At 62.5% G+C, this 17,286-nt stretch carries 21 protein-coding genes; 10 read left to right on the top strand and 11 right to left on the bottom strand.

Annotated features, from left to right (window positions below; translation table 11 throughout):
- Nucleotides 1-7 precede the first annotated feature (7 nt).
- The gene (locus SZ64_RS15970; protein WP_054531735.1) at nucleotides 8-772 is read right to left on the bottom strand and encodes an SDR family NAD(P)-dependent oxidoreductase; all 765 of its coding nucleotides are present in this window, start codon (nucleotides 770-772) and stop codon (nucleotides 8-10) included.
- A gap of 134 nt (nucleotides 773-906) precedes the next feature.
- On the opposite strand from SZ64_RS15970, the gene SZ64_RS15965 reads away from it, so the two are divergent.
- The gene (locus SZ64_RS15965; RefSeq protein ID WP_054531734.1) at nucleotides 907-1,779 is read left to right on the top strand and encodes a hypothetical protein; all 873 of its coding nucleotides are present in this window, start codon (nucleotides 907-909) and stop codon (nucleotides 1,777-1,779) included.
- On the top strand, nucleotides 1,776-2,972 hold the full coding sequence (locus SZ64_RS15960; RefSeq protein ID WP_054531733.1) for an MFS transporter: 1,197 nt from the start codon (nucleotides 1,776-1,778) through the stop codon (nucleotides 2,970-2,972). The genes SZ64_RS15965 and SZ64_RS15960 overlap by 4 nt, the downstream gene beginning before the upstream one ends.
- Here the strand turns inward: SZ64_RS15960 and SZ64_RS15955 are convergent.
- Entirely contained in the window at nucleotides 2,962-3,390 is a 429-nt protein-coding gene (locus SZ64_RS15955) for a nuclear transport factor 2 family protein (RefSeq protein WP_082384637.1), read from the bottom strand. The genes SZ64_RS15960 and SZ64_RS15955 overlap by 11 nt on opposite strands.
- Nucleotides 3,391-3,394: 4 nt before the next feature.
- Nucleotides 3,395-4,447, bottom strand: coding sequence for an aromatic ring-hydroxylating dioxygenase subunit alpha (locus SZ64_RS15950; protein ID WP_054531731.1), 1,053 nt, complete (start codon nucleotides 4,445-4,447; stop codon nucleotides 3,395-3,397).
- Between the two features lie 102 nt (nucleotides 4,448-4,549).
- Between SZ64_RS15950 and SZ64_RS15945 the strand changes: the two genes are divergently transcribed.
- Complete coding sequence (locus SZ64_RS15945) at nucleotides 4,550-5,101, top strand: TetR family transcriptional regulator (RefSeq protein WP_054531730.1); 552 nt, start codon at nucleotides 4,550-4,552, stop codon at nucleotides 5,099-5,101.
- Between the two features lie 3 nt (nucleotides 5,102-5,104).
- On the opposite strand, the gene SZ64_RS15940 is transcribed toward SZ64_RS15945, so the two are convergent.
- Complete coding sequence (locus SZ64_RS15940; protein ID WP_054532313.1) at nucleotides 5,105-5,617, bottom strand: MarR family winged helix-turn-helix transcriptional regulator; 513 nt, start codon at nucleotides 5,615-5,617, stop codon at nucleotides 5,105-5,107.
- A 168-nt stretch (nucleotides 5,618-5,785) separates the two neighbouring features.
- Between SZ64_RS15940 and SZ64_RS15935 the strand changes: the two genes are divergently transcribed.
- From SZ64_RS15935 to SZ64_RS15925, 3 genes are all read left to right on the top strand, one after another.
- Nucleotides 5,786-7,276 (top strand): carotenoid oxygenase family protein, encoded by a 1,491-nt coding sequence (locus SZ64_RS15935; protein WP_054531729.1) that lies wholly within the window; start codon nucleotides 5,786-5,788, stop codon nucleotides 7,274-7,276.
- Nucleotides 7,277-7,375: 99 nt separating this feature from the next.
- On the top strand, nucleotides 7,376-8,380 hold the full coding sequence (locus SZ64_RS15930; protein WP_054531728.1) for a hypothetical protein: 1,005 nt from the start codon (nucleotides 7,376-7,378) through the stop codon (nucleotides 8,378-8,380).
- A gap of 22 nt (nucleotides 8,381-8,402) precedes the next feature.
- Entirely contained in the window at nucleotides 8,403-8,825 is a 423-nt protein-coding gene (locus tag SZ64_RS15925; RefSeq protein ID WP_193391534.1) for a hypothetical protein, read from the top strand.
- Here the strand turns inward: SZ64_RS15925 and SZ64_RS15920 are convergent.
- Nucleotides 8,773-9,402, bottom strand: coding sequence for a TetR family transcriptional regulator (locus tag SZ64_RS15920; protein WP_054531727.1), 630 nt, complete (start codon nucleotides 9,400-9,402; stop codon nucleotides 8,773-8,775). The two genes, SZ64_RS15925 and SZ64_RS15920, sit on opposite strands and share 53 nt — an antisense overlap.
- Nucleotides 9,403-9,475: 73 nt before the next feature.
- On the opposite strand from SZ64_RS15920, the gene SZ64_RS15915 reads away from it, so the two are divergent.
- From SZ64_RS15915 to SZ64_RS15905, 3 genes are all read left to right on the top strand, one after another.
- Nucleotides 9,476-10,525 (top strand): aromatic ring-hydroxylating dioxygenase subunit alpha, encoded by a 1,050-nt coding sequence (locus tag SZ64_RS15915; protein ID WP_054531726.1) that lies wholly within the window; start codon nucleotides 9,476-9,478, stop codon nucleotides 10,523-10,525.
- Nucleotides 10,526-10,626: 101 nt separating this feature from the next.
- Nucleotides 10,627-11,598 carry a hypothetical protein gene (locus tag SZ64_RS15910; RefSeq protein ID WP_156313665.1) on the top strand — a complete coding sequence of 324 codons (972 nt, stop codon included), beginning with the start codon at nucleotides 10,627-10,629 and terminating at the stop codon, nucleotides 11,596-11,598.
- Between the two features lies 1 nt (nucleotide 11,599).
- Nucleotides 11,600-12,148, top strand: coding sequence for a nuclear transport factor 2 family protein (locus tag SZ64_RS15905; RefSeq protein ID WP_054531724.1), 549 nt, complete (start codon nucleotides 11,600-11,602; stop codon nucleotides 12,146-12,148).
- 66 nt (nucleotides 12,149-12,214) lie between these two features.
- Here SZ64_RS15905 and SZ64_RS15900 read toward each other — a convergent pair whose 3' ends face one another.
- The 6 genes from SZ64_RS15900 to SZ64_RS15875 form a co-directional block, all read right to left on the bottom strand.
- On the bottom strand, nucleotides 12,215-12,718 hold the full coding sequence (locus SZ64_RS15900) for a DUF1097 domain-containing protein (RefSeq protein ID WP_054531723.1): 504 nt from the start codon (nucleotides 12,716-12,718) through the stop codon (nucleotides 12,215-12,217).
- Nucleotides 12,719-12,866: 148 nt separating this feature from the next.
- Nucleotides 12,867-13,256, bottom strand: coding sequence for a nuclear transport factor 2 family protein (locus tag SZ64_RS15895; protein ID WP_054531722.1), 390 nt, complete (start codon nucleotides 13,254-13,256; stop codon nucleotides 12,867-12,869).
- 11 nt (nucleotides 13,257-13,267) lie between these two features.
- A complete protein-coding gene (locus SZ64_RS15890) occupies nucleotides 13,268-13,795 on the bottom strand; it encodes a DUF3237 domain-containing protein (RefSeq protein ID WP_054531721.1) in 528 nt (175 codons plus the stop codon).
- A complete protein-coding gene (locus SZ64_RS15885; RefSeq protein WP_241773063.1) occupies nucleotides 13,795-14,547 on the bottom strand; it encodes an SDR family oxidoreductase in 753 nt (250 codons plus the stop codon). The genes SZ64_RS15890 and SZ64_RS15885 overlap by 1 nt, the downstream gene beginning before the upstream one ends.
- A 122-nt stretch (nucleotides 14,548-14,669) precedes the next feature.
- Nucleotides 14,670-15,059 (bottom strand): nuclear transport factor 2 family protein, encoded by a 390-nt coding sequence (locus SZ64_RS15880; protein ID WP_054531720.1) that lies wholly within the window; start codon nucleotides 15,057-15,059, stop codon nucleotides 14,670-14,672.
- Nucleotides 15,056-16,711, bottom strand: coding sequence for a GMC family oxidoreductase N-terminal domain-containing protein (locus tag SZ64_RS15875; protein WP_054531719.1), 1,656 nt, complete (start codon nucleotides 16,709-16,711; stop codon nucleotides 15,056-15,058). Before SZ64_RS15875 ends, SZ64_RS15880 begins: the two co-directional genes overlap by 4 nt.
- Nucleotides 16,712-16,791: 80 nt before the next feature.
- Here SZ64_RS15875 and SZ64_RS15870 point away from each other — a divergent pair, with 80 nt between their 5' ends.
- Complete coding sequence (locus tag SZ64_RS15870) at nucleotides 16,792-17,184, top strand: nuclear transport factor 2 family protein (protein ID WP_054531718.1); 393 nt, start codon at nucleotides 16,792-16,794, stop codon at nucleotides 17,182-17,184.
- Nucleotides 17,185-17,286 lie beyond the last annotated feature (102 nt).

Genomic DNA, 17,286 nt, shown 5'->3' with positions numbered 1-17,286 from the left:
GTGCCGTTCAGCCGGCGGCCCATTTGGTGCGCGCGGGCGGGCGTGCACCCGCGTCGAGCCGGATGACTTCGCCATTGATCAGCGGCGTGCGGATGAGGAATTCCGCCACCTGGCCATATTCCTCCGCACGGCCTGCGCGCTTGGGAAATTCATTGTCGGCCAGCAATTCCGCCACGAAATCAGGCGGAAGCATCGCCACCATCGGCGTATCCATGAAGCCCGGCGCAACGCCGTTCACCCGGATCGCATGGTGCGAAAGATCGCGCGCCCAGACCAGCGTAAGCGCGGCCAGCGCGGATTTGGACGCGGTATAGGCGCCCATCCCTTCCTGCCCTTCGAAACTGGCGATGGAACAGGTGTTCACGATCACCCCGCGTTCGCCATCCGGGCCGGAGGGCTCATTTGCCATCATCCGATGCGCCACATGGGCGACAAGCTGGGTCGCGCCCAGCAGGTTGACCCCGATTATCGCGCGGAAAGCCGCCATGTCACCCGGGCCTTCGGGCGTGGCGACCGGGCCAAGCCCGCCGATTCCCGCATTGTTGAGCAGGATGTCGATCCGGCCATGCCGTTCGATCACCTGATCGACAGCAGCCTTGACCGAAGCCTCATCGCTCACATCGCAACGGATGAATTCCGCGCCCTGTGGCGCATCACCCGAAACATCGAATGAAACAACCTCGGCGCCCGCCGCGAGGAGGCACTTCACGCCCCCTTCTCCAAGCCCCGAATTGCCGCCGCTGACAATGGCGATCTTGCCTGCCGGATCCATACCCTCTCCCCTGCCGCTTCCTGCTTCGATAGGGTGAAGCATCGCGGCATGACTTTAACGGACGTTACTTTTGTTCTAGCATCGTGCCGAGTCAAGCGCGGGACGATAAACCCGCCACGAAGAAGGGGGAAGAAATGGCCAGCCGCGACGAGCTTTATTCCGCGCTCGATATGTATCTCGCAGGGCTGAATGCCCGCGATTCTGCGAAAGTTCGCTGGGCCGACGCCCCCTTCATCTCAGAAAACAACGTGCGGCTGGAGCCGGGCGACGGGCTGTGGAACACCATCACCGGGCAAGGGCCCTATGATCTCCGTTTCGCCGATGTGAAGACCGGGCAGGTCGCATTGTTCACTTGCGTCGAAGAAACCAATGCCACCTCACCCGCCGCGATCCGGCTGGGAGTGCAGGATGGGAAGATCGCGGAAGTGGAGACCGTGGTCGCCCGCAATGCGGATGAAGGCTTCCCTTTCCTCGGCCAGAAATTCGAACGCAAGCCCGCGATGGAGGCCCTCGTTCCCGCCGGTGAGAGTTCCTCCCGCGAGGAATTGCTGGAAATCGCCAATGGCTATTTCGAAACGATCGAGCGCAATGACGGCACGATCCGCACCCGCTTCTTCCCCACCTGCAACCGGGTGGAGAACGGGGTGCAGACCACCAATAATCAGGAATTCCCTTTGCCCATCGCGCGGCTGGGCTGCGAGGAACAGTTCCGCATGGGCTGGTATCGCTATGACGACCGCCTGCGCGGCCGCCGCTTCCCGCTGGTGGATGAAGAACGCGGCATCGTGCTCGCCTATGGCTTCATCGACCATTGCGGGATCGTAGGCGATTACACGCTGACGGACGGCACGCCCGCCTCCAGCCCCGTACGTCGCCCGCATTCCTATTATCTGGCCGAAGCCTTCAAGATTCGCGCCGGAGCCATCGAGCAGATCGAGGCCGATTTCCTTACCGTGCCCTATCACATGCCCTCGCCGTGGGATTCCCGCGGGGAGCCGATTACGTGAACGGGCGGACTATCCTTGCCCTCATCCTGATGGCCGGGGTGATGGTGATCGACGGATACGATCTCAATGCCATGTCGCTCGCCCTGCGTTGGCTGGCGCCTGAAATGGGTGTGGAGCCGACCAGCTTCGCCATCGTCCAGTCGGCGGACCTCCTCGGCCTCGGCGCAGGTGCCTTCCTGATCGCCCCGCTGGGCGACCGGATCGGCCGCAAACCGATCATCGTGGGCGGAGTTCTGGCAATTTCCGTAGCCACGGCCGCCACGGCCTTTTCCACCGACATCAGCCATTTCGCCTTCTGGCGCCTGCTCACCGGGCTGGCATTGGGATCGTGCCTTGCCAATGTCTCGGCCCTGTCGAGCGAAGTCGCCCCCGAAGGCAAGCGCTCCACCATCATGGCAGTCGTGTCCGCCGGGATCGCCATCGGCGCGATGGTGGCAGGCTTCACCGCTCCCGAAGTAGTCAGTTGGGGCGGCTGGCAGATGCTGTTCTTTGTGCCGGCCACTATCGCATTGGTGCTGGGCATTGGACTGGCCATCGTTCTGGAGGGCGGGCGGCCCGCCGGGGCCGAACAGCGCGCCAAGGTGCCGCTGCTTGCCCTCACCCGCCCGCCGCTGATCTTCCCGATGGCGCTGTTCGCGGCCGCCTATATGGTCAATGCCGTGGCCCTCTATATGCTGGTGCGCTGGATGCCCATCGTGCTGCCGGAGGATGTTTTCGGCGCTGAACTGCCGTCGCGCCTGCAAGGCCTGATGCAGGGGGCGGGACTACCGGTCAGCATCCTGCTGGCCTTCCTGATCGACCGGTGGAAGCCTGGCCTGACGCTGGCGCTGGGCTATAGCGTGATTGCGCTAGCCTTCTTCGCCGTCTGGGCATCGCCGATGGAAGTGCCGCTCTGGGCAGCGCTCATCATGATCGGCGGCGGCGGGATCGCCGGCATTCACGGCGCACTGATGGCGCTCAGCCCAAAGCTGTTCCCGTCGAGCGTGCTGTCCACCGCGATCGGCACGGCAGTTGCCGTATCGCGCGTAGGCGCCATTGCCGCGCCGATCTTCGGGGCGAAACTGATAGACGCCGGGATCTCTCCCGGCGGCTACTTCCTCGTGCTGGTTGCGCCTGCCGCCCTGTGCGGGGTGCTGGCGCTGATGGTTCCGCGGGTAATGCAGGGCGGCAGTGGACCGAAGGCTACGGCCTGAAGTCCAGCCCGCCTGCCCGCTCGGCGAATTTCCAGCCTTCGCCGGTCAGCACCATCCGGTCGCGATACCAGCCGACCAGCGGCGAATTCGCGCTCTGGGCGGGCAGGCTGCCATCGTCGGTCAGGTCCCCCTGATAGAGGATGATCGCGCTGAAGGCGGTCGCCTCCGTCTCGCTCACCACGTCCACCACAGTATTGGCGATCACATGGCGCTGGGCACGCGGCGCGCGGGCGAGGAAGCTGGCCAGGATCGCTTCGCGCCCGACAACCGGGTCCCCACCGCTCGGGCGGCGAAACAGGGCATCTTCGGCATAGAGCTGCGCCACGGAAGGCCAGTCCTGCGCATCGTTGAGATTGGCGTAGAGATTGATCAGGCGGGTACAATCCGCCTCTATCGCGCGGCGGGTTTCCGCGCTCATTCCATTATCCGGCAAACTGAGCCTCCGCATCCATCATGGCTTGCAACATGCGGCGGCCTTCTACTGCATTCTGATCGCTTTTCACCATCAGTTCGGCGGGCGGTTCACCGTCATAGAGATCGATGATCTTTTCGATCTCCACCGATGCGAAGATATCCTCGTCGATCACGGGCGCCAGATTGCGGGCCATCTTCGCCACATCCACCGTATCGTCCACCGCCACGGCAAAATGGTAATAGCTGCTGCGCGGCGTTGACGGGGTGATCGCGTGATAGACGCGATTTGTCGAGATATGCTCGCCCGGCGCCTGCGGATGATCTTCAGGATAACGCACCAGCGTGATCCCGCTGTGGAAGGCAGGCAGGTAGCTTTCCATGCCCATCGAACGGTCTATCCGGTCCGTGGGATAGACGCCCAGCGAATGCATCAGCGGCGGATTGGGAGCATTGCGGATATGCCGCATGCTGGAGACGAAACCGGGCCGCTTGGTGAGTTCTTCCGGTGTCGAGGCGTTCTCCAGCGTGCCAATGCTGGTGCCGTGCAGGAAGGCCAGGTGCGACAGGTCGAACAGATTGTCGTTCAGCAGCTGATAGCGGCAGGCGACTTCATGGAAGAACATCTCGTGCCCCGTCAGGCCCTGCCCGACCAGGCCGATTTCCTCCAGCGATGGGATCAGCGCCGGATCGGCCTTGTCCGCATCGCCCACCCAGATCCACAGCCACATGCCGTGCTCCACCAGCGGATAGGCAGGCACGCGGATGGCCTTGGGTACATGGGTCTGGCTCGGCACATCAACGCATTGCCCATCGGCCCCGAAGGCGATGCCGTGATAGCCGCAAACGATAGTGTCGCCCTTGAGGCAGCTCTTGCCCAGCGGGAAGTGCCGATGCGGGCAGCGCCCGTCCAGCGCCACGGCGTCGCCATTCTCCTTGCGGAACATCACCACCGGCGTGTTGAGGATTGTGCGTGAAACCAGCTCGCGCCCGACATCCTTGGCGAACGCCGCGACATACCATGCATTGCGCGGCGCAAAACTGCCCTTCCGGAACGGATACATCCACGATCTCCCACATCGCGCCGGTCGAGTCGCCAGCGCCTTGATGTCGATAGCTTACGCTGTAAGCTTGCAATGCGTCCAGTTCCATCGGATGTCCGGCCCATGGCACCTCCCGGAAAGCTGAATCGCGAGATGATCGTGCGCGAGGCGATCACCCTGCTGAATGAGGGCGGGCTGGAGGCTGTCAGCCTGCGCCGGATCGCGGAGCGGCTTGGCGCACGTGCGCCCTCACTGGCGCGCCATGTGGGCGACAAGGGGCATCTGCTGGCCCTGCTATCCGCCGCGATCTTCGGGGAGGCGCTGAAAACCATCCCGCCCGGCCTTTATGGGAACGAATGGCTGGAAGCATTCGGCCATGCCCTGCGCCGCAAGCAGTCGGAAACGCGGGACGTCGCCGCCCTGCTGTCCATCGTGGAACCGGACGAGACCGTGCAGGAAAGCATCGGTACGCAGTTGCGGCACTTGATGTCGGAAGCCGGGCTGGACGGTCCGCAGGCCCAGACAAAGCAGGCTGCGATTCAGGCATTGGTCACGGGCTGGATGGTGTTCGAAAAATCACCCCGCGCGAGCCAATTCGCCGCGCATCTGCCGACGGATCACGCTTTCGAGGATGCACTCAAGGCATTGATTGCGGGCTTCGAAGCGGCGGCCTGAAAATCAATCCGGCCGTGTTTCTTCCAGGAAGCGCCAGTTGCCCCCTTCATCGCGCGATTCCAGCGTATCGATCAACCGGTCCAGAATGCGCTCCAGCGCCACAACGTCGCCGCAATCAAGCTCGCTGAAGAGATATTCGGCCACCTTCTGACTTTGGGGGCGCATGATCTCGTAAAGGCGGCGGCCCTCTTCGGTCAGCGTCAGCACCTTGCGGCGACGGTTGGCCGGATCGGTCGCGACACTGATACGGCCGTTACGCTCCAGCGTGGCGACCGCGCGGCTGACGCTCATCACGTTAACCCCGGTCAGATCCGCCACCTCGTGACTGGCTGTCGCGCCCAGCGCGCCGATGGTCATCAGCAAGCGGAATTCATTGAGGCTGATCTTGTAGCGATCCGCAAGATGCGTGGAAAACGGCGTCATCAGCACGTTGGTCAGCTTCAACAGCTGATGCAGCATCCGGGCCCTGTCAGGCTGCGGATTGCGCGTCTTCTTTTCTGCCACCCTAGTTGCCATGGCACCCATCCCTCGCGTTTGACAGCCTTGCGGTCAATCGACTCCGCTGCCAAATCCACCATATTCTTCACTCTGGCCCGACTGCGAACCGATCCGGCGTTCGGCCTTGGCAGCAATCGTAACACTCGTTAAGATCGGGAAACAACAATCTTGGGGGAGAAGCAAGGCATGAACGCCTTTCCGCAGACCATACACTTCATCGGTTCCAACAAGCCCCGCCGGATGGAAATTTCCGTGCGCGATCTCGAAGTCGAAGGGCAGATTCCGGCCGAAGTCGACGGTGCGTTCTTCCGTGCCGTGCCCGACAATGCCCACGCCCCGATGTTTGAGGATGACATTGCCTTGAATGCCGATGGCATGGTGGCCCGCTTCAACATTCAGAACGGCGCCGTGGATTTCGACATCAAATATGTCGGGACCGATCGCTACAAGGCCGAAAAGGCCGCCCGCCGTGCACTGTTCGGCCAGTATCGCAATCCCTTTACCGACGATCCCAGCGTCGAAGGCGTGGACCGCACCGTCGCCAACACCACCCCCGTTTGGCACGCCGGCCGCCTGTTCATGACCAAGGAAGACGGGCTGGGACACGAGATCAATCCCCACACGCTCGAGACCATCGGCAAGTGGACTTATAATGGCGCGCTGAAGTCCGAAACCTTCACTGCCCATCCCCGCATCGATCCCGAAACCGGCGAATTGTTCTTCTTCGGTTACGAAGCAGGCGGTTTGTGCACGCCGGATGTGGCCTATTGCATCGCGGACAAGGACGGGAACCTTGTTTCCGAGCAGTGGTTCCAGCAGCCCTATCTCTCCACGATCCACGATTTCGTGATCACCGAGAAATACGCGATCTGGCCGATTTTCCCGACCCTGGCCGATCTCGACCGCCTGAAGGCCGGCGGCGCACATTGGGCACACAGGCAGGATCTGGAAAGCTGGGTGGGCATCATGCCCCGCTATGGCAAGGTGGAGGAAATGAAGTGGATCAAGGGGCCGGTCGGCGTCTCCGTGTTCCACGAGGTCAACGCCTATGACGACGGCGATCTGGTTCATATCGACCTGTGCCTGACCAGCACCAACGCCTTCGCCTTCATGCGTGAAGCGGGCGGGATCAACATCCCTCAGCAGGAAGTGCAGGGCGGGCTGGTGCGCTGGACCATCGACATGTCGAAGGACGAGCCGCAGATCGAGGAGCGTCCGCTAGGCCCTCCGGGCGATCTGCCGCGTCTGGCCGATGCCGATCAGGGCCGGAATTACCGCGTCGCGTGGTATCTCAGCATGAACCCGCAGGGCGGCCCGCCGATGCCGGGCGGCCCTGTTGGCGCCAACTTCAATTGCCTGCTGCGGATCGAGCCGGGCAATGGCCGGATCGAAGCCATGGGCGTTCCGCCGGGCGCGGCGATCAGCGAACCTGCCCATGTCCCCTCCGAAGAGGCAGGCCACGATGGCTGGCTGCTGACCGTGGTGGACATTCCGAATAATCCCGACCCTTCCCAGCATATCCCGGGGGACTATTCCTCCGAACTGTGGATCGTGGATGCAGGCAATGTCGCCGCCGGCCCGGTGGCCAAGGTGAAGACCGGCATTGCCCTGCGCAGCCAGGTCCATGGCAGCTGGGTCAGCCGCGAGAAGATGAACGCCTCGGTCCTGAAGGGCTGACGCGCAGTGCCCTCCCCATTACCGCAGACGGTAGTGGGGAGGCCCTTCTTGCAACCGGCAAACACTCGTCCATACTCCCGCAAAAATGGGGAGAGGAACATGAGTCTGCGCCTGAACGGGGCCGCGCTATGCGCGGGCCTGCTGCTCACCGCCATGCCGGTATCCGCCGACGAAAACTGGAAAGCCCCGCGCACCGAATGGGGTGACCCGGATTTGCGGGGCAAGTGGCCCGTCGACTTCCTCGGCCAGACCCCGCGCCAGCGCCCCGAGCATTTCGGCACGCGCGACACGCTGACCGACGAGGAATACGAAGCGGCGCTGAAGAATGCCCAGTTCCAGATCGACCAATATGCCAATGAAGGCGAGGCCGGGAAGCTCGGCATGGGCCATTGGATTGAACGGGGCAAGCCGCTGCGTCAGGCATCGCTGATCACCGAACCCGCCAATGGCCGCCTGCCCCCGATGACGCCGGAAGGGGAGCGCCGCGCCTCTCAGATGCGCAGCAGTTGGACCGAGGAAGTGTTTCAGTGGGTGGACGATTTCAACACTTTCGACCGCTGCATCACGCGCGGCATGCCGTCATCCATGCTGCCCGGAAACTACAATAGCGGGATCGAGATCTACCAGTCCCCCGGCTTCGTCGCGATCCGGCTGGAAATGATCCACGAGACGCGGATCGTCCCGCTGGGCGATGCCAAGGCCCCGCCGCCGCAAGTGAAGAACTGGCTCGGCTATTCGCGCGGACACTGGGAAGGCGATGCGCTGGTGATTGAAACCACCAATTTCGAGCCGGGCAATTCACTGGGCAATGTCGGCAATAATCCGCGCCCCGTGCCCAACAGCGAGGCAATGAAGATCGTGGAGAAGCTGACCCCCACCGGGCCGGACTCCATCCATTACGAAGCCTGGATCGAAGACCCGGTGGTGCTGACCGCACCGTTCAAGCTGGACATGCCGTGGCAGCGCAACAGCGATTATCAGATTTACGAATATGCCTGCCACGAAGGGAACGTGCAGATCCGCGGCTATATCGCCGGGACCAGCCCGCGCCTGCAGGCGGAGCGGGATGCCGCCGTCGCGGCACGGGATGCGAATGGAAAATAGAGGGGCTTCCGGGGGTCAATCGATGAAATATATCTACCACTTCTGTCGCCTGCTGTTCGGCGCATGGTTCCTGTTTTCCGGGCTGTGGCACTTCTTCTGGCCGTGGCTCCAGCCGATGGGCAACACGCCCGAAGCCATCGACTTCACCAAGGCCCTGCTGGCCAGCGGGCTGTTCGACTGGGTGAAGGCGATCGAAGTGGTGACGGGGATCACCCTGCTGCTCAATCGCGCCATGCCGCTGACGATCCTGGCGGTCGTTCCGCTCAACATCGTGATCGTCTACTGGAACGTCGCGCTTGATGAAGGCCTGGTGGAATGGACCTTTGCCGCGCTGACCGTGATCTTCAACGCCGTGATCGCATGGCCATGGCGCAGCTATTTCTGGCAGCTGTTCACGTGGAAGGGCGCAGCGGATTATTCGATGGAGCCGCGCTTTCCTGCATAGGCACAAGGCGCTTCGGTCCGGGTAGCGGCTCGAAGCCACGGACCAGCGCGCGCAGGCCTGCCTCGAAGCTCGCATCGAGATCGAGCATGCCTTCAAGGAAGTGGTGCATAGGGCCGTTCTCCTCGAACGTGCTCCAGCCCAGCACGAAGGAGATTACGGCCGCCGTCGCGCTGAGCGCGCTGGCCTGATCCAGCCCGAACCGGGTAAGCGGCGCGGCAATCGCCTCTGCCCGCGCGGCATCGCCTTCACTCACCGGGGGCGCAAGCGCGAAGAGCTGCGCGGCATCGCGTTCCTGCATCATGCCGCACCGCAGGGCCGCGCCATATTCGAACAGCCATTCCCGCCAGTCCGCGCAAGGGCCGACCCCTGCACGGGCCTTGCCGTAGATCGCGCCGGTCATCAGGCCGAGCAATTCACCCTTGTCCCGAAAGTGCCAGTAAAGCGCCGGAGCCTTCACCTGCAACCGCGCGGCAAGCCTGCGCATGCTGAGCGCATCGATCCCTTCTTCCCGTAGGAGAGCAAAGGCCGCATCGACCACCATTGCGCGATCGAGCGAAGGAACAGTGCGCTTCGTCATCGCATAGCGGATTGACTCCTTAACAGTGTTAAGTCAAGTTTGCGGCGAAGAAGGACAGGCGGAGAGGCCAGCCATGAATTACGTGCGCAATGCGTGGTATGTAGCCGCGTGGTCGGAGCAGATCGAAGACGGCAAGCCCTTCGCGATCACCATCCTTGACGAGCCGCTGGCGATCTTTCGCGGGGAAAGCGGGCGCCTGTCCGCTCTGGAAGACCGCTGCGTCCACCGCCTCGCCCCGCTCTCGCTCGGCCGCTGCGAGGGGGACCGGCTGCGCTGCATGTATCACGGGCTGCTGTTTGCCGCCGATGGCACAGTGGTGGAGATTCCGGGGCAGGATCAGATCCCGCCTCAGGCCCGTGTGCGCGCCTTCCCGGTGGTTGAGCTCCATAGCTGGGTCTGGGTCTGGATGGGCGATCCCGCCCTTGCGGACGAGGCGCTGATCCCGCCTGCGGTTGGCCTGGATCATCCGGACTATATCCTTGGCCATGGCCATCTGGACTACGCTGCCGAAGCGCGGCTGATTAACGATAATCTGCTGGATTTCAGCCATCTGACTTTCGTCCACGCAAACAGCTTCGGCGCCGGGCCGGAATTTGCCGCGACGCAGGCCAGGATCACGCCACTGGATCGCGGCATCCGCTATGAGCGCTGGATCGAGAACTCCCTCGGTTCCTCCTCGCGCCGGAGCGACGTGCCGATGGACAGCTATATGCGCTATGACTTCCTGATCCCCGGTGTGCTGCTGATGACGGGGGGAATCTTCCCGCTCGGCACCGCGAAAGCCTGCGCCTTCGGCGCGCCCGATCTGGACGAAGCCAAAGGCGGCGTGACCTTCACCAGTCAGGCCGTGACACCCGTCACCGGCAAGACGTCCCGCTATTTCTTTTCCTGGGGCCCCCATCGCAAACATGGCGATGAAGCCCTGCGCGATATGCTGATGGGCATTGCCGGTCAGGCCTTTGATGAGGACAAGGTGATGATCGAGGCCCAGCAGAAGGTGATTGACCGCACGCCCGATCCTCGCGTGATGCCCACCGCGCATGACAAGGGCGTCACCATGTTCAATCGGCTGGTCGAACGGATGGCCCGCGCGGAAACCGAAGGGAATCGCAACGCGGCCTGACCTGCGGCGGGCGCAGACACATCCTCTTTGCCTCGATCCAAGCTTGCCGCACGCCAAGCACGCGATAAGCTATTGGAAAGATCAAAAAGGGGATGACTGACATGACGATTCACCGTTTTCTGGCCGGCACTGCGCTGGCCTTTGCGGCCATGTCCGCAATGCCTGCGGCGGCACAGGATTGCGACAGGCAGTGCCTGATCGACCTTTCCGACAAATATGTCGCCGCACTGGCCACGCATAACCCCAAGGCAGTGCCGCTGGCTGACAGCGTGAAGACCGTGGAGAATCTCAAGCGGATCAAGCCCGGCGAAGGCCTGTGGGCGTCGACCACGAGTGGCGCGACCGATTTCGTGATCCATGTGCCCGATCCGGTCTCGCAGCAGGTGGGCATCATGGCGGTGATGGGCGGAGCGGAAAAGAAGCCCGTGCTGGTCGGCATCCGGCTGAAGCTCACCGGCGGCAAGATCGTGGAAGCCGAGCACATCATCGGCAATGCGCTGACCGACGGGCAGCTGGCCAACCTCCAGACGCCGCGCCCGGCACTGCTGAGGGAAGTGCCTTATGAATATGCGGATTCGCGCGGCCGGATGATCTGGCTGGGCAAAAGCTATTACGACGCGCTGGATAACGGCAATTCCCAGCAATCCGCCATGGCCGACGATTGCGAGCGGCGCGAGAACGGCTTCCAGACCGCGCGCAACCCGATGGTGCGCCAGTCAGGCGGCGGCAACGGGCAGACCGATCCGGCCTTCGCCTATCTGGGCGGGCTGGGCTGCGCCGCGCAGATGGACACCAATATGTGGGAATATATCAGCCGCATCGAGAACCGCCGGGTGGAGATCGCCGATCCCGTCACCGGGCTGGTCTGGGGCATGAGCCATTTCCACCATGACTTCACCAAGCAGGATTTCGCCCTGATCGGCGTGCCGGGCGTTCCCGTGCGGCACATGGAATACAAGCCCTTCGATATGCCCGCGATCCATATCTACAAGGTGTGGGGCGGCAAGATCCACGAGATCGAGGCCGTGGGCCTGACCACCACCTATAATTCGCCGACCGGCTGGGAGAACTGAGATGCGCCTTGCACCTTTCATGACGCTGGCGGCTGCCGGCATCGCCTTGTCCGCCTGCAATCAGAAGGCCGATGATCCGGCCATGAAGCTGCTGGCCGACCGGATCGCGATCGAGGACATGATCGTGAAATATTACGAACAGCTCGGCACCGGCGAAGAGGCCGGGATCGGTGAATATTACACCGAGGATGCGGTGCTGGACGTGAACGGCATTGTGAACAAGGGCCACAAGGCGATCGAAGGCCTCTATTCCGGCATGGGCGAGGCCGATCCATCCAGCCAAGGCACGTTCCACATGCTGCTGAGCAACCCGCAGATCGAAGTGAACGGCGATACCGCCACGGCCGAATTCGTGTGGACCGGGATCATGAACGGCAAGATCGACGAGCCGCCCCACTTCCAGGAACAGGGCCGCGAATATGATCTGCTCAAGCGAGTGGACGGCAAGTGGCTGATCCAGAAGCGGACCATCATCGCCGATAGCGGGATGCCGGAAATGTTCGCCGCGACCTATCAGCCGCGCAGGGATTACGACGTCACCAAGGATTGAGGACATAGAAAAGGGGCGGCCCCTTTGGGTGCCGCCCCAGTTCTTCCTGCGAGCGCAAATCCGTGCTTACGCTTCTTTCTTCGTGAGCGCGTTGGCGACGATTTCGGACACGAAGCCGAACACCGCGCCGATGATCACCGAGGCGACCACGGGCATGATCGCCTTTTCCGGCGCATCGCCGCGCAGAATGATCGGGCCGGCGATGGAGGCGAAGCCATAGACGCTGGCCGGAATGGTCGCCAGCAGCGGAACCTTGCTGGACAGGCAGATCAGCGCGGCACCCAGGCCGACCGCAACGGCCGTGCCCACTTCCGCACCCAGCGCACTGCCGAGCGGACCGGATGCGAGCATCACCGCCCCCATGCCGACGATGGCGCCCCAGGTCATGCAGGCGATAGCGGTGGTAGTGCCCTTGATTCCGCCGCCCGAATGGAAGTGGCAGCCCCAGGCGATGAAGGAAATCCAGACGAGTCCGGAAACAAGGCTGGTGGCAAGCGGCCCGACATAGAGCCAGGTATCGAGAACGGCGAGCAGGCCGACCGACAAGGCCAGCGCAACAACTGCAGGCATAGAGATTCCCCCAAGACGTATGTTGTTTCTTTTATGTGCGACCCGGTCGTTGCCGTCCGCAGGGGGAAGCTATGCCAAGCCGCCACGCCCGTCCATTGCTTTTGTCCGGTTCATCCCCGGATGCGCCGGAGGATCAGACGGCGGGTGTTCAGAATATGCCGTTGGAATGGGGCAGGGTCTCGGGGATTTCCTGCAGCACTTCCCAATGTTCCTTCACCTTGCCGTCTTCGAGCCGGAAATAGTCGATGATCGACATGCCCGGATCTCCCGGGAAGCGCACCGTGTGGATGTGGAATATGGTGAAGTCCCCATCCACGAAACTGGCCTTGATCGAGAAGCTGATGTCCTTGAAGCGGCTGGCGCGATTTTCGAAGAAGTCGCGCAGCCCTTCCTTGCCCTCGCTCGCGGCAGTGGAGTGCTGGATGTAACCGTCCGCCAGAAACTCATCGATCTTGCTGGCATCGAACTTGAACAGCATCTCGTTATACATGCGGGTGCAGAAATCGAGATTGGCCTGCTCTTGCGGCGTCCGGCTCATCGTATCTCTCCTTACACCAGCGCGTAATAGCGCAGCAGATTGCCGTCGCTGCGACGCTCGCCCACGCCGATGAAGACGTGCTTGGTCAGCCAGTCATGCTTGCCCACCGGGCATTCGAAAGTGGGGTTGCCGCGCAGGTAGTAATCCTCATGCGGAACCGGTTCGCCGCCATTGAAGGCCCAATCGCGCAGTCGGGCCATGGTGTCGGGCTTGCGGCCCCACAGGAAGCCCTTGTTGTTGAGCAGGATGATCGTGCCGTCATCCTCTTCCAGCAGATAGCGCGCATCGAACACCGCCACGTCGTCTGGCCGGAAATAGGCATAGTCCCCGCCCGATCCGGGAACGGCCCGGCCGCGGATATTCGGCCCTTCGAAAGTGCCGCCCTGCACCAGCACGGCGCTGCGCATGCCGCCATTGGGGTGCGGCGCGATGGAATAGACTTCGGGGAAGGTCAGGCGGACCTCCATCACGAATTCCATGCGCGGATTGTCCAGATCCGAGAAAGGCGGCTGGAACGGAGTAGTATCGGAAAAGCTCATCAGCGCAGCTCCAGCATGCCGCCATCGACGAACAGGTTCGCGGCGGTAATGAATGAGGCATCGTCGGAAGCGAGGAACAGCACGGCCTTGGCGACTTCCTCGCTCTGGCCCATGCGGTGCATCGGCACGTTCTCGATCATCTTTTCCTTCAGCGCGGCAATCGCCTCATCGGTCATGCCGGGATTGCGATAGAGCAGCGGCGTATCGATCGGGCCGGGGCTGACCATGTTGAGGCGGATGCCTTCGGAAACCAGTTCGCCCGCAAACACTTTCATTGCGGCATAGAGCCCGCCCTTCGCCGCCGCATAGACGGCATTGCCCGGCAGGCTGGCATGGGCGCCGATGGAGCCGGTGACTACCACCGAACCACCCTTGCCCATGATCCGCACGGCCTTCTGCAGAGCGAAGACACAGCCTTTGAGATTGATCGAATGGGTGTGATCCCACGCTTCGGACGTAATGTCGCGCAGGGGCGCGAAACCGCCCACGCCGGCATTGATGTAGAGCACGTCGATCCGGCCGTCGCTGGCCCCGATCTTCGCCACCACATCCTCGCTGGAGGCGATGTCAGCAATGTCAGCCTGATAACCGGTGCTGCCCGGAATGGAGGCCACTGCCTCGTCCAGCGTTTGCTGATTACGTCCAGTGATGTGCACCTTTGCGCCCTCGGCCGCAAAGGCCTGCGCGGTGGCAAGGCCCATCCCGCTATTGCCGCCCATCACGAGGACGACCTTGTCCTTGAAACGCATCATTCTCTCCTTCAACCTCAACGCCCGTTCGTCCTGAGCCTGTCGAACCATGCGCGCCGCACTTCCCCTTCTGGCGCGCGTCCTTCGACAGGCTCAGGACGAACGGGGTAAGTACGCAAAACCTGTCAGAACGGCGAATTCGGGTTCGGCCCGCCCTCGACCACATCCTGCATCACGTCCCAATGTTCCTTCACCTTCCCGTCTTCGACGCGGAAGATGTCGATCACGGCCCAGCCCAGATCGCCGGGGAAGCGGCGCACGTGATAGTGCACCGTCACGTGATCCCCATCCACGAAAGCGCGCTTCACATCGTGGACAGCCTCGGGCGTCTGGCCCTTGATCATGTCGAGGAAGTCCTTGAGCGGCTGCTTGCCTGGCTCGACCGACTGATTGTGCTGGATGTAGCCATCGGCAATGAAGCGATCCACCGCGCCTGAATCCATCGGGTTCAGCATCTGGGCGAACATATCCAGCACCAGTTGAAGGTTCGCCTCTTCCTGCGCAGTGCGGCTCATGCTGCATGCTCCCCGGCGAGTTCGGCGCGCGGCAGGCTCTGGCCCTTGATGATGTCAGCCGCCTTTTCGGCCAGCATCATCACCGGCAGATTGGTATTACCGCCGGGCACGGTGGGCATGACCGAGCAATCGACCACGCGCAGCCCTTCCACCCCGATCACCTTCAGGTCGCTGTCGACCACCGACCGCTCGCCCATGCCCATGGCACAAGTGCTGGTGGGGTGCTGGGCAACATAGCAAGTGGCGCGGATGAAGGCGTTGAGTTCCTCGTCGCTCTCCACCTGCGCGCCCGGCGTGCGCTCGCGCCCGGTGAGCGAGCCCATCGGTTCGGTGCGATAGATCCGGCGCGCGGTGCGGATCGCGTCGCGCATCTGCGCCAGATCGGCTTCCTCGGCCATGATGTTGAGCGTGACGGCGGCGACATCGCGCGGATCGGCGCTCTTCAGTTCCACCCAGCCCCGGCTTTCGGGATGCAGCTGGACGAGGCCAGCCCAGAAGACGTGTTCCTGTTCCTTCTTGATGCCGGGGAACCATGTCTGCGCATCGAAACGGATCGGGTTGACCATGATCTGCAGGTCGGGCCGATCATATTTATCGCTGGTGCGCACTACTACGTTGCAGCTGTTGACCTGCGTCGCCATCGGCCCGCTGCCCGTGAGCATCCAGCGCAGCGAGTTAAGCGCGATCTTGTCCCAGCGCAGCTGGTTGAGGAAGGTCACCCGCTGGGTTGCATCCCATTCCAGCGAAACACAGGGGTGTTCCTGCAGGTTGCGGCCCACGCCCTGGCTGTCATGCACAACGTCGATGCCATGGCTCTTGAGATGCTCCGCCGGGCCGACCCCCGACAGCATCAGCAGATGCGGCGAATTGTAGCTGCCGCCCGAAAGGATCACTTCGCGATTGGCGCGGATCACCGTGGGGCCGGCGGGCGTGTCGATTTCCACCCCGACGCATTTCTTGCCCTCGAACACGACCCGCCGGGCGAGCGCACCCGATTGCACGGCAAGGTTCGGCCTGCCCATGGCGGGCTTGATATAGGCAGTGGAGGCACTGACGCGGCGGCCCTTGGCATCCACCGTCTGCTCGCCGCGGGCAAAGCCTTCCGGCTTGGCACCGGCCAAATCGTCGGTCGTATCGAAGCCTGCCGCCTTAGCGGTCGCCATCATTTCCTTGTGCAGCAGGAAGGGCGAGTCGATCGGGCGCACGGCTACCGGGCCGCCCTTGCCGTGATACTGGCTCTCACCCCGCCAGCTGTCTTCCATCTTGCGGAAATAGGGCAGCACATCGGCATAGGACCAACCGCGCGCGCCCATCTGGCCCCACTGGTCATAGTCCAGCGGATGGCCGCGCATGGCGAACATGCCATTGATCGATCCGGAACCGCCCATCACTCGCCCACGCGGCAGGGGCATGCGGCGCCCGTCCAGATGCGGTTCTTCCTCGGTCCAGTAAGTCCAGTTGAAGCGCGGATCGGGCATGGCCTTGAGGAAGGCCAGCGGCATCTTGAGGAAAATATGATCGTCCTTGCCGCCGGCTTCCAGCAGCAGGACATTGCTCTTCGGGTCTTCGCTCAGCCTCGCGGCCACGACGCAGCCCGCAGAGCCGCCACCCACAACGATGTAATCGAACGCTTCGCCAGAACCTGTGGCCATCGGTACCTCTCCCTTGCCGGTTTTCTAACGATCGTTACAAAGGGTGGCAAGGAATGTGACGGAAAAGGAGAGGACCGGTCATGACGAGGGAAGATTACGAGCGTTACGTCACGGCCTTCAACGCGCGCGACTATGATGCGGTGTTCGACTTCTACGCCGAAAATCCGAAGATGGCCTTCTTCGGGATCGAGATCACCACGCGCGGACAACTCAAGGATTTCTACGGTTTCCTGCACCAATATGTGAAGGAAACGGTGAAGGTTGAACGCTTCGCCGGGTCCGACGAACTCGCCGCTGTGGAAGGCATCGTGCGCGTGGAAGGCATTGCCGACCTGACGCCGGAAATCCTTGCAGAGCGCGGCATGCCGCAGTTCTTCCCCATCGCGAAAGGTGAAGTGCAGGAAATGCGGCAATATATTCACTACCACCTGAAAGATGGTAAGATCGAAAGCGTCGGCTGCGCACTCGTTTGAGCGCACACGACAGCAATGAGAAGGCCTGTGGAAGAGCGCAGGCCCCTCCGCTTTCACACTTGCGTTTATTTCGCATATATGAAACATGGGCTCCGGATAGGA

It is taken from the genome of Erythrobacter sp. SG61-1L (assembly GCF_001305965.1).
In the GTDB taxonomy this organism is placed as follows: domain Bacteria; phylum Pseudomonadota; class Alphaproteobacteria; order Sphingomonadales; family Sphingomonadaceae; genus Andeanibacterium.
This window is presented reverse-complemented; position numbering and strand designations above follow the sequence as displayed.

Coding starts and splice junctions, on each gene's coding strand:
- SZ64_RS15970 (WP_054531735.1), bottom strand. CDS start 772: ATGGATCCGGCAGGCAAGATCGCCATTGTCAGCGGCGGCAATTCGGGG.
- SZ64_RS15965 (WP_054531734.1), top strand. CDS start 907: ATGGCCAGCCGCGACGAGCTTTATTCCGCGCTCGATATGTATCTCGCA.
- SZ64_RS15955 (WP_082384637.1), bottom strand. CDS start 3,390: ATGAGCGCGGAAACCCGCCGCGCGATAGAGGCGGATTGTACCCGCCTG.
- SZ64_RS15950 (WP_054531731.1), bottom strand. CDS start 4,447: ATGTATCCGTTCCGGAAGGGCAGTTTTGCGCCGCGCAATGCATGGTAT.
- SZ64_RS15945 (WP_054531730.1), top strand. CDS start 4,550: ATGGCACCTCCCGGAAAGCTGAATCGCGAGATGATCGTGCGCGAGGCG.
- SZ64_RS15940 (WP_054532313.1), bottom strand. CDS start 5,617: ATGGCAACTAGGGTGGCAGAAAAGAAGACGCGCAATCCGCAGCCTGAC.
- SZ64_RS15935 (WP_054531729.1), top strand. CDS start 5,786: ATGAACGCCTTTCCGCAGACCATACACTTCATCGGTTCCAACAAGCCC.
- SZ64_RS15930 (WP_054531728.1), top strand. CDS start 7,376: ATGAGTCTGCGCCTGAACGGGGCCGCGCTATGCGCGGGCCTGCTGCTC.
- SZ64_RS15925 (WP_193391534.1), top strand. CDS start 8,403: ATGAAATATATCTACCACTTCTGTCGCCTGCTGTTCGGCGCATGGTTC.
- SZ64_RS15920 (WP_054531727.1), bottom strand. CDS start 9,402: ATGACGAAGCGCACTGTTCCTTCGCTCGATCGCGCAATGGTGGTCGAT.
- SZ64_RS15915 (WP_054531726.1), top strand. CDS start 9,476: ATGAATTACGTGCGCAATGCGTGGTATGTAGCCGCGTGGTCGGAGCAG.
- SZ64_RS15910 (WP_156313665.1), top strand. CDS start 10,627: ATGACGATTCACCGTTTTCTGGCCGGCACTGCGCTGGCCTTTGCGGCC.
- SZ64_RS15905 (WP_054531724.1), top strand. CDS start 11,600: ATGCGCCTTGCACCTTTCATGACGCTGGCGGCTGCCGGCATCGCCTTG.
- SZ64_RS15900 (WP_054531723.1), bottom strand. CDS start 12,718: ATGCCTGCAGTTGTTGCGCTGGCCTTGTCGGTCGGCCTGCTCGCCGTT.
- SZ64_RS15895 (WP_054531722.1), bottom strand. CDS start 13,256: ATGAGCCGGACGCCGCAAGAGCAGGCCAATCTCGATTTCTGCACCCGC.
- SZ64_RS15890 (WP_054531721.1), bottom strand. CDS start 13,795: ATGAGCTTTTCCGATACTACTCCGTTCCAGCCGCCTTTCTCGGATCTG.
- SZ64_RS15885 (WP_241773063.1), bottom strand. CDS start 14,547: ATGATGCGTTTCAAGGACAAGGTCGTCCTCGTGATGGGCGGCAATAGC.
- SZ64_RS15880 (WP_054531720.1), bottom strand. CDS start 15,059: ATGAGCCGCACTGCGCAGGAAGAGGCGAACCTTCAACTGGTGCTGGAT.
- SZ64_RS15875 (WP_054531719.1), bottom strand. CDS start 16,711: ATGGCCACAGGTTCTGGCGAAGCGTTCGATTACATCGTTGTGGGTGGC.
- SZ64_RS15870 (WP_054531718.1), top strand. CDS start 16,792: ATGACGAGGGAAGATTACGAGCGTTACGTCACGGCCTTCAACGCGCGC.